The 12,968-nt window shown below is 72.4% G+C and carries 10 protein-coding genes; 7 read left to right on the top strand and 3 right to left on the bottom strand.

Translation table 11 applies throughout. The annotated features are described in order from the left end of the window. The first annotated feature begins 321 nt into the window (after positions 1-321). The 3 genes from mmuM (at position 322) to FNV62_RS38430 (ending at position 2,732) form a co-directional block, all read left to right on the top strand. Positions 322-1,266, top strand: coding sequence for a homocysteine S-methyltransferase (gene mmuM / locus FNV62_RS38440; RefSeq protein WP_097286675.1), 945 nt, complete (start codon positions 322-324; stop codon positions 1,264-1,266). A gap of 108 nt (positions 1,267-1,374) precedes the next feature. After that, complete coding sequence (locus FNV62_RS38435) at positions 1,375-1,659, top strand: hypothetical protein (RefSeq protein WP_205521775.1); 285 nt, start codon at positions 1,375-1,377, stop codon at positions 1,657-1,659. Then, a complete protein-coding gene (locus FNV62_RS38430) occupies positions 1,656-2,732 on the top strand; it encodes an amidase (RefSeq protein ID WP_205523176.1) in 1,077 nt (358 codons plus the stop codon). Before FNV62_RS38435 ends, FNV62_RS38430 begins: the two co-directional genes overlap by 4 nt. Before the next feature lie 420 nt (positions 2,733-3,152). Here the strand turns inward: FNV62_RS38430 and FNV62_RS38425 are convergent, their stop codons facing one another. After that, a complete protein-coding gene (locus tag FNV62_RS38425; RefSeq protein ID WP_144315858.1) occupies positions 3,153-4,781 on the bottom strand; it encodes a carboxylesterase/lipase family protein in 1,629 nt (542 codons plus the stop codon). A 124-nt stretch (positions 4,782-4,905) separates the two neighbouring features. Continuing rightward, positions 4,906-5,931 carry a YHYH protein gene (locus FNV62_RS38420; protein WP_144315857.1) on the bottom strand — a complete coding sequence of 342 codons (1,026 nt, stop codon included), beginning with the start codon at positions 5,929-5,931 and terminating at the stop codon, positions 4,906-4,908. Between the two features lie 385 nt (positions 5,932-6,316). Between FNV62_RS38420 and FNV62_RS38415 the strand changes: the two genes are divergently transcribed. The 4 genes from FNV62_RS38415 to FNV62_RS38400 all read left to right on the top strand — a co-directional run bounded on the left by FNV62_RS38415 (position 6,317) and on the right by FNV62_RS38400 (position 12,327). Continuing rightward, on the top strand, positions 6,317-7,654 hold the full coding sequence (locus tag FNV62_RS38415) for an acyltransferase family protein (protein ID WP_143656084.1): 1,338 nt from the start codon (positions 6,317-6,319) through the stop codon (positions 7,652-7,654). A 123-nt stretch (positions 7,655-7,777) separates the two neighbouring features. Continuing rightward, complete coding sequence (locus FNV62_RS38410) at positions 7,778-9,988, top strand: hypothetical protein (protein ID WP_144315856.1); 2,211 nt, start codon at positions 7,778-7,780, stop codon at positions 9,986-9,988. A gap of 316 nt (positions 9,989-10,304) precedes the next feature. Then, complete coding sequence (locus FNV62_RS38405) at positions 10,305-11,024, top strand: hypothetical protein (protein ID WP_060897670.1); 720 nt, start codon at positions 10,305-10,307, stop codon at positions 11,022-11,024. A gap of 226 nt (positions 11,025-11,250) precedes the next feature. After that, the gene (locus FNV62_RS38400) at positions 11,251-12,327 is read left to right on the top strand and encodes a LacI family DNA-binding transcriptional regulator (RefSeq protein WP_097286669.1); all 1,077 of its coding nucleotides are present in this window, start codon (positions 11,251-11,253) and stop codon (positions 12,325-12,327) included. Here the strand turns inward: FNV62_RS38400 and FNV62_RS38395 are convergent. Further along, on the bottom strand, positions 12,305-12,958 hold the full coding sequence (locus FNV62_RS38395) for a ThuA domain-containing protein (protein WP_060897672.1): 654 nt from the start codon (positions 12,956-12,958) through the stop codon (positions 12,305-12,307). The genes FNV62_RS38400 and FNV62_RS38395 overlap by 23 nt on opposite strands. Positions 12,959-12,968 lie beyond the last annotated feature (10 nt).

The raw sequence follows: 12,968 nt of genomic DNA, 5'->3' as shown, positions 1-12,968 counted from the left end.
GCATGGCGGGCGATCGACCACGTCCTGCCGGACTCCCCCCGGTGTCCTTGCCCCGGGTGAGCGCCTTCAGGACGAGGGAACGATCACCGACCGTGACACGCCACACGCCACCGGTGACACCGTTCTTGAGGTTGTGGACGAGGGCTTCGAAAACGGCCCGGTCCGCCCGGGCTCCGAGGATCTCCCGCACCTCGGCGCGGAGGATGTCACCCCCTTCGGCGTCGAGTTGATCGACTTCTCGCATGCCCCAGGCCAGGGCCTCTTCTACTCACCAGATGGACATAACGGGTCGCGGCCGTCCCCATCGACTAGCGTCGTGACATGACCAGCGACACCTCCCGCAGCGCTTCCTCCCCCTCCCTCGCCGACGCCCTCGCCTCCGGAACGGTCGTCCTGGACGGCGGCATGTCCAACCAGCTGGAGTCGGCCGGGCACGACCTGAGCGACGAGCTGTGGTCGGCGCGGCTGCTCGCCGAACGGCCCGAGGCGATCACCGAGGCGCACCTCGCGTACTTCGAGGCGGGCGCGGACGTGGCGATCACCTCCAGCTACCAGGCCACCTTCGAGGGCTTCGCGAAGCGCGGCATCCCGCACGGGCGGGCGGCCGAACTCCTCGGCCTCAGCGTGGAGCTGGCGCGGGAGGCGGCCCGTCGCGCGCACGCGAAGGGTGCGACCCGGCCGCTGTGGGTGGCCGCTTCGGTCGGCCCGTACGGGGCGATGCTCGCGGACGGTTCGGAGTACCGGGGGCGGTACGGGCTGAGCGTCGCCGAGCTGGAGCGGTTCCACCGCCCCCGCCTGGAGGTACTGGCCGCCGCCGCGCCCGACGTACTGGCCCTGGAGACCGTGCCGGACGCCGACGAGGCCGAAGCGCTGCTGCGGGCGGTACGCGGTCTTGGCGTACCGGCGTGGCTGTCGTACACCGTCGCCGGGGACCGTACGCGGGCCGGGCAGCCCCTGGAGGAGGCCTTCGCCCCGGCCGCCGACGCGGACGAGATCATCGCGGTCGGCGTGAACTGCTGCGCCCCCGAGGACGTGGACGGCGCGGTGGAGACGGCGGCGCGGGTGACCGGAAAGCCGGTGGTGGTGTACCCGAACAGCGGCGAGGTGTGGGACGCCGAGGCGCGGGCCTGGAACGGGCTGTCGACCTTCACGGCCGAGCAGGTGACCGGCTGGCGGCGGGGCGGGGCACGGCTGATCGGGGGGTGCTGCCGGGTGGGACCGGGGGCGATCGCGGGGATCACCCGGGCGCTGGCGCCGGTGCGGTGATCGGGTGCTGACGCCCGTGCAGTAACTCGCGTGAAGCACGCGCTCAACGAGGGCTTCACGGACGGGTGATGGAGTCCCCGTACTCGTCAGCCGATCATGGAGGCCCTCTTGAGCGAGCCCACCACCGAGCAACTGGACGCCTACGTACGGACCCGCCTCGCACTCGCGGGGTTCGACCTCTCCCTGCTGCCCGAGGTGTTCGACGCGGCGACGGGCGTGCCCACACGGGACCAGGTGCTGGCCAACCTGCGGTCGTTCGTGGCCTCCACCCCCGGCGCGATATCCGGCTGGGCGCCGCCCGCCGAGGCCCCCGCGTACGCGCAGCAGGCCTCGCCGCCCCTCATCTACCCCTCCATCACGGAGGCCTGGACGGGGAAGGCGGACGCCCGATGAGCAGAGCCCTCAACCGCCGGGTGTTCCTGGCGAGTTCGACAGCCGTGGCGAGCGGGGTCGCCTTGCGGACGGCCACCGCGGCGCAGGCCTCCACCACTCCCCGTGTGCCCGACATCCACGTACGCGCGGCTGCCCTCGACGACCCCACCGAGGCCACACTCACCGAGGCCGTCGTGCTCATGCGGCGCGGGAAGCTGACCTCCACGACCCTCACCGAGGCGTACCTCGACCGGATCGAGCGGTACGACGGGACGTATCAGGCGTACGCGGAGGTGACCGCGGACGCGGCGCTCGCGGCGGCGCGCAAGGCGGACCGGGGGCAGGGCGCCAGGGGCGTACTGCGCGGGATCCCGCTCTGCGTCAAGGACAACTACTTCACCCGGGGCGTGCCGACGCGCTGCAACTCCTCCATCTTCGTGGACTTCGTGCCGGACGAGGACGCGACGGCCGTGGCCCGGCTGAAGGCGGCCAGCGCGATCGTGCTCGGCAAGGGGCAGATGGGGCCGCTGGCCACCACCCGGGCGACGAAGCCGAACGGGACGGTGACCACGGTCAACGCCTGGACGCCCGGGGATCCGGGCGTCGACCCGGGTGGCTCCTCGACCGGACCGGCCTGTTCGGTCGCCGGGCGCATGGCGGCGTCCTCGATCGGCACCCAGACCGGCGGCTCCATCGTGCTGCCCTCCAACCAGCAGAACCTGACCGGGCTGAAGCCGACCATGGGCCGGGTGTCCATCCACGGCGTCATCCCGCTGTCCTTCACCCGCGACCACTCGGGTCCGCTCGCCCGCGACGCCATGGACGCGGCGCTCATGCTCCAGGTCATGGCCGGTCCCGACGCGAAGGACCCGCGCACGCTGGGACTCCCGGCCGTGCCCGATCTCGTACGGGCCGCCACGCCCGTTCTCTCGCGCGGCGGGCGGTTCGGATGCGCCGGGCCACCCGGATCGGGGTGCCGTCGGACTTCCTGGCCGCGCAGAAGGAGCTGCGCACCGCCCTCCTGGACCAGCTGGACGCGATTCCCGGTGTCACCCTCGTCGACATCGCCTATCCCGCCGACTGGACCCTGCTGACCGGCACCTTCAACGCGGCCCGGCTCGCCGAGCGCACCGAGCCGTTCCGGCACTGGCTGCGCGAGGACCCGGCCAAGTTCGGTGTGTCACTGCTCAGTTGGCTCCAGGGGCTGATGCTCTCGGGCGACGAGTGGATCACGGCCCAGCGCGCCAAGAACCATCTGCTGCGGGAGGTCCTGGACGGGCTCATGAACCGCTGCGACGTGCTTCTGCAGACCGGGCCCGTCCCCTTCGACATCCTCGGGCTGCCCGAGATCGCCTTCCCCATCGGTTTCGACGCGGGCGGGGTGCCGGTGGGGGCGATCCTCGGCGGGCAGCCCTACGAGGAGGACCGGCTGCTGGAGGTCGCCGCCGCGTATCAGGCGGTCACCGACTGGCACACGCGGCGACCCGCCGACCCGGTCCCGGCCGCCGCGCGCCTCAGGGCAGCGATCGCCCGCCCCCGGCTCTCGGCGGACGAGGTGGCCACGAGCTCGGCCTGACGGCCATGACCCGGCGGGGTCGGCGCGGGCGCGTCGACGGGGTGGACTCCGGGGAGCTGAGCGGGGCACCGGGCCGCCCCGACTCGGCGTCCCACAGCGCCAGTTCACGGTCGCGCGGTCCGAGTACGGTGTGCGGTGCGCCCGCACCGAAGATCCGCACCGGGTGCGAGGCGTCCCAGGCCTGCCAGCCCGGGTCGCCCTCGACCGCGAACCGCACCCACGCCGAGTGCATCGCGTCGGCGAGTTCCTGCGGGGCGCCCGGGCCCGCGAGCTGCGCCGCCTGGGGCACCTCCACGGTGTCGAAGACGAAGCCGAGCTCCAGGGCGTGGCAGGCGCCGAGACCCGGCACGTTGGAGGGCCAGGCGAACTCGTAGACGTACGCGGGTGTCCGCGGCGGACGGGCATCGGCGAGCCGGTGCAGCGGCACCCGCAGCAGATGGTCGGTGACCATCTGCCCGACGAGGTCCGCGGTGCCCGCCCCCGGATGGATCGCGCGATAGCCGCGGGGCACCTCGTGGCCGCAGCGGCAGCGGGCCATGGCACCGGCCAGGGCGACGGGACCGAGCCGGTCGACGCGCTCCAGCAGACCTCCCGGGGCCAGCCACAGCCGGTACTCCTCGCTGGTCCAGCCCAGCAGCAGTTCGACGTCGGGCGCGCCGCCCGCGAGGAGTGCCTCCATCGGGTGGCGCGGGACGAGGTCGCCGTCGACGACGATCCCGAAGGCGGGCCCGCCGAGGACCGGGCTGCCGAGCCTGGCCACGTCGGCCTGGGTGCGCAGCAGCAGGGCGCGGTCCACGGCGGCGAACGCCCGCGCCGTCGCCGGGACCTTCAGCCGGGTGGCCATCCTGCGCACCATGCGCCGTACCTTGTCGCGCTCGCTCGCCTCCGGCGGTCCGCTCTGCAGGACGGCCCGCCGGAACAGCCCCTGGGCGCGCGGGCTTGCCAGCAGCGCCCCGATGCTGATGGCCCCTGCCGACTCGCCGAACACGGTCACCCGGTCCGGGTCGCCGCCGAACCGCGCGATCGACTCCCGCACCCACTCCAGCGCGGCGAGCTGGTCGCGCAGCCCGGCGTTGGGCGGCGCGTCCGGGAAGAGGCCGTAACCCTCCACACCCAGCCGGTAGTTGATCGAGACGAGGACGACACCGTCGCGTGCGAAGGCCTGGCCGTCGTAGACGGGCACGGCCGACGAGCCGCGGGTCAGGGCGCCGCCGTGGATCCACACCATGACGGGCAGCCGGGCCCCGGGGCCGGGCTCCGGGGTCCAGACGTTCAGGTTGAGGCAGTCGTCACCGGGCACCACGGGGTCGGCGAGGAGCCGTGCGAACGCCTCGGAGTACGGGGGCTTGGGCGGCGTCGGCCCGAACTCCCCGGCGTCACGCACACCGTCCCAGGGCTCGGGCGGGACGGGTGGCCGGAAGCGGCGGGCGCCGAACGGCGGGGCCGCGTAGGGGATGCCGCGGAAGACGGCGATCCCGTGCTCGTACCGGCCGCGCACCGCTCCGTAGGGAGTGGTGACCACCGGGTCGTGCGTCCCTGAAGCCGAGTCCACCGCGTCCACCGCCATCCGCCCACCAGCTCCTCACCCGGCGCGTCGTGTCCTTGCGCAGCAGAGCATCACACCGCCTCCAGTGAGCGCGACTCCCCATGAAGTGGATCGCGACACATCGAGATCCACTTCTGAACGGACCCTAGTGCCCGCCGTGCCCGGACCCGGGCACCGTCACCGGCTCCCCCCGGAAACAGCCGAGGGAGTACGGATACTCTCCGTTGAGGTGATAGTGGTACATGACGACCTTCTTGCCGTCCCACATGATCGCGTGCGTGTGACCGTGACAGACGTCCAGATCCCTGTTCCTGACGATCCTTCCGTCCTCGCCGCGCGGCCCGAAGATCCCGAAGCCGTCGATGGCGTATCCCACGAGCGGTGAGTGCCGGGAACGGGAACGGGTGCTCGCGGACCCTCTCGAAGGCTTGCTGCCGAAGCAGGTCTGCGAAGGACCGTGGTAGTGGTACTGCGTGTCGTACGGATGGCCCCAGCAGCGGTCCAGCGGCAGGGCCGCGTTGGGGTCGACCGGTCGGTCCTCCGCGTCGGTGGCCACCTCCAGGTGGAAGGTCCCGCCCGCCAGAGCCATCCCGGTCGTCAGCTGGTCGATGCACGTGGGCTGCGCCCGGACAGACGGATCGCGCGGAACGGTGACGTCGAGGTTCCACGGCTCGATGGGGATCGCGGCGGCGTTGGGGTACCCGTGCGCGGGAATCTCCGCGTAGTACTTGTAGGCGCGGGTGCCCTTCCGGACGGGAAAGCGCCCGGTGGAATGGTCCGGGAGCCCGTTGCCCCTGAAGCGCCTCTTGGTCGCGGTCGTCGTCACCTTCAGGTACTTATGCCAGTGCATGGTCCCCGACACGAACGGGCGCTTGAGTACGTCGATCACACCGTGCGCGTCGATCCACGGGCGGTCGGGCCGGGTGAGGGTCCCCCCTTTGCAGGCGAAGAGGGTGTCGCGCGCGGGTGAGGCGATCGACGTGCCGGTAGGGGGTGTGTGCAGGTGGGTGATGAGGGTGCCGTCTCCCCCGCCTCGTACGTCCTCGGCCGCCCGCGCGGGATGGGGGGCTCCCACCGCCACGGACCCGAAGTCGGCCGGGGCCGTCGATGGACCCAGCAGCGCACAGGCGGCACCGGCCGCCACGGCAACGGATCTGAGTACGCCGTACATCAACGCTCCCCATTTCGACCAGGAACAGACGCGCGGCGAGCCGGCGAATCCGGCCCGGTTCCCGCCGCCCGCATCACCACACCACGCTCGGCTGCCGATGCCCTGCCGACGCGTACGCGCGTTCGGGTGAGGCCGCGTCCGGAGCGGGTCGCGCCGCCGCCCGCCCGTCTCACAAAGTGGCTTCGGGCGCTCTCCACGTTCAGGCGCTCGACGAAACTCACCCCGGCGTACCGGAGTTGCGGTCGCGGCTGTGGTGGGCGCAGGCGCGGTCCCTGTGGTGAGAGCACCGCCCGCGCCTGCGGGGGATGTCGTACCGGGCACGAATTGGTTGCGGCCCGGGCTCCCCGCGGTGGCCCGTGGTGGCACTGCGGCAGCATGACAGCCCATGAACCGAGACCGCTACGTCGACTTCCTGCGCGCGTGGGCGATCGGCCTGGTGGTGCTCGGCCACTGGCTGATCACCGCCCTCGTCCGGGAGCCCGGCGGGGAGATCCGCGCGCCGGAGCTGCTGGCGACCGTGCCCTGGACCCAGTGGCTGACGCTGGGGTTCCAGATCATGCCGCTGTTCTTCCTCGCCGGGGGCCATGCGGCGGGCGGCAGTTGGGCGCGGGCCCGGGCGGCGGGCGGTACGGCCGCCGGATGGGTCGGAGCGCGGGCGCTGCGGCTGCTGCTTCCGGCCGCCGTGTACAGCGGACTTGTGCTGTCCGCCGTAGGGATCTGCTCGGCGGTCGGCGTGGACCCGAACACCCTTGAACTGGTGGGCTGGGCGATGGCGATGCAGTTCTGGTTCCTTCCGGTGTATCTGCTCCTCAGCGCTCTGACCCCGCCGCTGCACGCGGCCCACCGACGCTGGGGGCTCCTCGTCCCGGTGGCGATGGGCGCGGTCGCCCTCGTGGCCGACACCCTGGTGGTGACGGTGCACACGCCCTACGTCGGACTGCTCGACTACGTGCTCGTCTGGGGCGTGGCCTACCAACTGGGTTTCTGCTGGCGGGACGGCCTGCTGACGGAGCGTCGGCCGCTCCCGGCCGCGCTGGCGGCGGGCGGCGCACTGGCCTTCGCCGCGCTGATCACCCTCGGGCCGTTCCCGGTCAGTCTGATCCTGGTGACCGGGCAGACCCCCAGCAACACCGATCCACCGTCGGCGGCGATGCTGGCGTGGGCGGTGGCCCAGGTCGGCCTGTGCCTGCTGGCCGCGCCTGCGGTGCGACGGCTGCTGGACCGCGAGCGGGTGTGGCGGGCGGTGCGCCCCGTGGGCGGCGCCAGCATGACGCTGTATCTGTGGCACATGCTGCCTGTGCTGATCGTCGCCGCCGCGTTCTATCTGACCGGCCTCGCGCCCGAACCCACCCTCGGGTCCGCGGCCTGGTGGGGACTCCGGCTGCCGTGGCTCCTCGTGCTCGGCGTCGTCCTGACCGGTGTCGTGCGGGCACTGCGTCCCCTGGAGCGCGGGCTGAGCCTCCTCTACGAACGGACGCGCCCGGACCCCGGTTTCTCCCGCTCCTCCCGCTCCTCCGGCTCCTGGCTGCCCTGGCTCGGTCTGGCGGCGAGCGTCACCGCCCTGACCCGCTTCGCCACCCGGGGCTTCGCCCCCGACGGCCGGTTCCCCGTCCTGCCCGCGCTGGGCCTGCTGTTGGGCACGACACTGTTGACGGCACGTCGCCGGACGACGGTCGACCGGGACACCGGGGAGCCCAAGGAGGCTTTGCGGGAAGCCGCCTGACGTTACGTCGGCCTCTGTCGGCGGGACTGGCGGTCGGCAGATTTCAGGACTTTCCCCGTGTCGTCCATGGCTTCGTGGAAGGCTGATCCGTTCCGGTCAGAGCCGTCCGAGGAGCTCTCTTTGGTGCGCATCGCGAAGGAAGACGCCGAGATCATCCGACGGGACTGCGGTCCCGGGGTCGTCGAGGAACTCACCGACTGGGCGCGGGAGGAGGGGCTGACGGCCCTGTATGTGCGGCGACCCCTGTGGAGTGTGCCCGGCAGGAGCTACACGGGCGCCTCGCTCCTCGCGGTGGAATGCGCGCCTCCGGCCCGGATGCTCATCGTCAAGGTCCTCCCCGCCGGAGCGTCCGCCCGCGAACCCGAGGCGCTGAGCGCGGCGCTGGACGCGGCCCCGGACTTCGCCCGGCGTCACCTGGTGGGACAGCCGTTCCCCGCCCGGGACCTTCCCGACGGTCGGACCCTCATGTTCCAGGAAGCGGCGGGCGACAGCCTGCGGGACAGCGCGCCGTTGGGTTCGCTCGACGGCCAGGAGACCGACCGGGTGCTCGCGGAGGTCGTGCGCGGGCTGCTGACCGAGTGGAACGGTCCCGCCGAGGAGCGCGCACAGGCCGCCGTCCCGGAGCCGGTGACCGCCTCGGAGTTCCTGCGCGCCGAACTGGGCGACGCCTGGGAGGGCGGTGGTTCGGTCCGGGCCTGGGGTCGCGGACTGGGCGTCCTGGAACCCTCTCCGCCCTGGGTCTACAGCGACGGACTGCGTCTGCCCAACCCCTACTTGATGGTGACCGGCGGCTCCGCAGCGCTGCCCGACCCCTCCGTACGCGTGCTGCGCGGCCGGGCCCACGGCGATCTGCACCTGGACAACATCATCGTGTCCCGCTGGGAGAAGGAGGTCCGCGCGGACGAGTACCGCCTGATCGATCTGTGCACCTTCCGCGACCGGGCCGCGCTCGGCCGCGATCTCGCGACCCTGCTGCTGTCCGCCCTGGTCCCCCACATCCGGCACCCCCTGCCGCCGGACCAGCGCCACGCCCTGCTCCGGTTCGTGGTCGACCCGGCCGCCACGCACCGCGCCGAGATCGTGCCGAAGGCGGCGGCGCGGGTGGCCGCCGTCCGGGACACGGCGCTGCGGATCATGCGCGAGCGGCACTGGAGCGAGTCCTGGGAACTGCAGTTCCTGCTCTCGCTCCAGGCCCAGGCGCTGCTGTTCACCTCGTACACCGACCTCGGCGACACCGGTCGTACGTGGTGCGCGCGGCTCGCCGCGCACGCGGCCGGAGAACTGCTGGGGCGCACCGGCTCGGGCAGGACGGCGGATCTGTCGTCCGAGCGGCCCGCCAGGGATTCGTTCGAGATGCCCGGACTGACCGGGCCGCGCGCGCCGGCGGCCCCCGCCTTCGTACCGGACCAGGCGCCCCGCCGGAAGCTGTGGAGTGCGGAATCGGGGGTGCGGGACAAGGAGGCCGTGGTCGGGTTCGGACCGGACCACACGGTCGTGGTCGTCGACGGGCGCGGAGGCGTCACGCGGTGGACCGTCTCGGGTGAGGAACTGCCCGGCGTCGGGGGCCGGTCACCGGCGCTGCGGCTCGGGCACCAGGCCCTGGTGGCCTCCCTGACCCACAGCGTCGTCGCCGCTCGTCCGGAGGAACTGGACATCACACACTTCCCCAGGGACGGCGGTGTGCGGCGCGCGGCCCCGGTCCGACTCGGTACCGATCACTTCCTGGTGACCAGCGGCGGCGACGTCCTGGCGACACACGACAGGAATCGGCTGACGGTACGGAGGTTCGACGACGGGACGCCGATCGAGTCCGTCGTGTGCCCGCCGGCCCTGGCGGCGAGCGCTGTCAGCACCGACGGTTCCGTGATCGCCATGGCGAGTTCGAGGCGGGTCCACATTCACCGGAGGGGCGGCGAGCCACTGCTGAAGGAGACCGTCAACAGCCTGCCTTACGCCAGGCACAGGTTCCTGCGCGCGCTGCTGCCCGACCCCGGGTGCTGGCTGGCGGTCTCCCCGTCCGGCGGCCACGTGGGGTGCGTGACCTTCGAGGAGGTCGTGGTGTGGAGCGTCGACGACGACAAGGAGGTCTACCGCAGACCGCTGGGAGACCGGGAGAGCCTCGAAGGAGGCGGCGCGGCGCAGATGCGTCTGGTGTGCACGGACACGGGCACCCTGCTCTGGCTCAAGCGCGGCCGGCTCGTGTGCCCCACCGTCGGACCGGCCGGGACCCAGCTTCAACAGTCGGGGTACTACAACGACTTCGCCGCCACCCGTGACGGACGGCGGATCGCGACACTCGACACCACGGGCCGGCTCGACGTGTGGGAGACGTGACGCCGACCGGGGCACCGAGACGTGCGGGAACGGCCCCCGAAGGGGACACCCGGGACGTGCCGGAACGGCCTCCGACGGGGGCGCGCGGTGGCACACGTCCTCCCCAGCACGCGCCCCTGGTGAAACGCACTCCGATTGCCGGATCGGAAGTGCCGAGCGTGCCCACACGCCGCCTTTCAGCTGGCTAGCGTGACCGTCACATTGTGTGTCCGGGCGGGCCGACTTGGCCTGCCCGGACGCATGTCACCAGCACACGAACCGGGACGCGACCGGTCCCGGCCGGTCCACCGGTCCGTCGCTCCACAGAGGGACAACTGTGAATCTCGACAAGCAACAACGGGACGCCACCGATCCGCCACCCGCTCCACGCCGTCAGCGGGGCATTCCGCGGTGGGTCGAACTGCTCGTCCTCGCCGCGACGGCCGTGGGTGGCTTCTTCGGCGGGCAGGTGGTCGTGATCAACAAGGATTCCGGGGGCGACGCGAAGCCGTCGGCGGAGGCCACCGTGACCGCGACCGTGACAGCCACTTCGACCGTCACGGCGAGCCCCTCCGACACCACTCTCTCCGGGGGCGAGCCACCCACCGACGACCCGAGCGCCCCCTCCGGGAGCCCCGCCCCGGGCCGACGGACCTTTCTCGCGGACCTGGGCGTGGTGGACGGCGGGGGCGAGGCGAACGCCTCCCCCGCCACGCTGCTCGGTCACAGCTATCCGAAGGCCGTCCGGCTCAACTGCGACGCGAACGGCCAGAGCGCCGTGTACAACGTCAGCGGCTACAAGACCCTCCAGGCCTCGGTGGGCATCGCCTCCGATTCGTACAACGCGATCGGGTCGGTCGGCTCCGTCTCCGTGACCAGCGCCTCGGGGAACCAGATCGGTCGCCCCGTGGAGACCCGTTCCAGCTCCGTCGCGAAGCTCTCGGTCGACATCTCCGGGCAGGACCAGGTGAAGATCACCTGCGTCATGACGAAGACCGGCTCGGAGGGCAAGTCCTACTTCACCACGGCGCTGGGCGACGCCGTCCTGATCGCCTGACCGTGCCCGGTCTCATGGTCGGCCCGATCCGGCGCATGTTCGGCATTTCGAGAGTTTCAGCCCGCGAGGAGTCCCGAGGACTTCCGTCAACCCTTCCCTCTTCACGCCGTATTGAGGCGGGCTTAGTGTAGAAAGCGGTTGCTACGCGGTCGCGATGCCGGTCGCGCGAGCAGTGCTGTTCGAAACTTTCGACGGGCCCTCGGGCGGGCCGGGGAGGCGGGCTCTCATGGTGCGTACGGGAAGCGTGGCCGGGCCGACGCTGGCGGTCGTCGCCCGTGCGGCGGGGGTCTCGGTGCCGACGGCGTCGAAGGTGGTCAACGGCCGGGAGGACGTGGCACCGGAGACCCGCCGCCGGGTCACCGAGGCGCTCGACCGGCTCGGCTACGTCCGCAGACCCCGCTTCGAGGTGGCGAAGCCGCCGGGGCTGGTCGACCTCGTGGTGCACTCGCTGGAGAGCTCCTGGTCGGGCGCGGTGCTGCACGGGGTGGAGGGCGCGGCGCACGACGCGGGCCTGGAGGTGGTCGTCTCGGCCGGCCTGACCCGGACCGGGGGCGAACGCCCGCAGCGCGACTGGCTGGACAAGCTCACCACGCGGGGCTCGGCGGGCGTGCTGTTCAACCTGGCCGAGCTCACCCCGTCCCAGTACGCCTGGCTGGAGCAGCACCGCATCCCGTTCGTGATGATCGACCCGGTGCTCGAACCGCCGCCCGGTGTGGTGTCGGTGGGCGCGGCCAACTGGCAGGGCGGGGTGCTGGCGACGGAACATCTCCTCTCCCTCGGCCATGAACGCATCGGCGTCATCGGCGGCTTCCGCCGCAGGATGTGGGGCGGCGCCCGGGTCGCCGGCTACCGCTCGGCCCTCGCCTCGGCCGGGATCGGGCACCGCCCCGAGTACGTCCGTTACGGCGGCTTCAGCGAGACCGGCGCCCACCGCCGCATGCGGGAACTCCTCGACCTCCCCGAGCCGCCCACCGCCGTCTTCGTCTGTTCCGACCGGATGGCCCTCGGTGCCTACCAGGCCCTGTCCGAACGGGAGTTGAGAGTCCCGGACGACTTCAGTGTGGTCGGCTTCGACGATCTTCCCGAGTCGCGCTGGGCCACTCCGGCCCTCACCACCGTGCGTCAGCCGCTTTCCGAGATGGCCGCGACGGCACTGCGCCTGCTCGTGCGGATGATGGCGGGCGAGCAACCCGAGGGCACGCGTACGGAGTTGTCGACGCGTCTGGTGGAACGGGCGAGTACGGGGCCGGTACCGAGCCGCTGGAGAGCGGCCGAATCGCTCAGCGGGCGGCCGCCCAGGTGATGCCGCCGAGCAGATGCGCACGGAAGTCGGGGTCCTCGTACGCCTCCGCGGCGTGCCCGAGAGCGGTGTAGAAGACCCGGCCCGCGCCCTGTTGCCGGCACCAGACGAGGGGATGGTCCCGGCCCATGCCGCCGCCCTCGTACGAGGATTCGTCGGCGGAGGCGAGGACGCGGACCGCACCTCGCGGATTGGCGCGGAAGTCGTACCACTCGTCGGTGAACTCCCAGACGGTCGGCAGGTGTTCGGTCGCGGGATGCCCGCGGTCCTCGACGACGGCCTTGCCCGGCTGGTACTCCGGGTGCCGGTCGAAGCGCGCGCCGAGGAGTTCGCCGTAGTACGGCCAGTCGTACTCGGTGCAGGCGGCGGCGTGCACTCCGACGAACCCGCCGCCGCCCTCGACGTACGCCGCGAGCCGGGTCCGTCCGGGCGCGGTCAGCACGTCCCCGCTGGTGGAGAGGAAGACGACCGCCGCGTACGGGTCGAGGGGCGTCTCGAACGCGGCCGGGTCCTCGGTGGCGTCGACGTCGAAGCCGTGGGTCGCGCCGAGCGAGCGTACGGCGGCGACGGCGGCCGGGATGGAGTCGTGCCGGTAGTCGGTGGTGCGGGTGTAGACGAGAACGCGGGTGGTCATGGGCGCGAGC

This window comes from Streptomyces sp. RLB3-17, from assembly GCF_007113425.2.
GTDB lineage: Bacteria > Actinomycetota > Actinomycetes > Streptomycetales > Streptomycetaceae > Streptomyces > Streptomyces mirabilis_D.
Note: the sequence above shows the minus strand (reverse complement) of the source record. Positions and strands in the feature narration are given on the sequence as shown.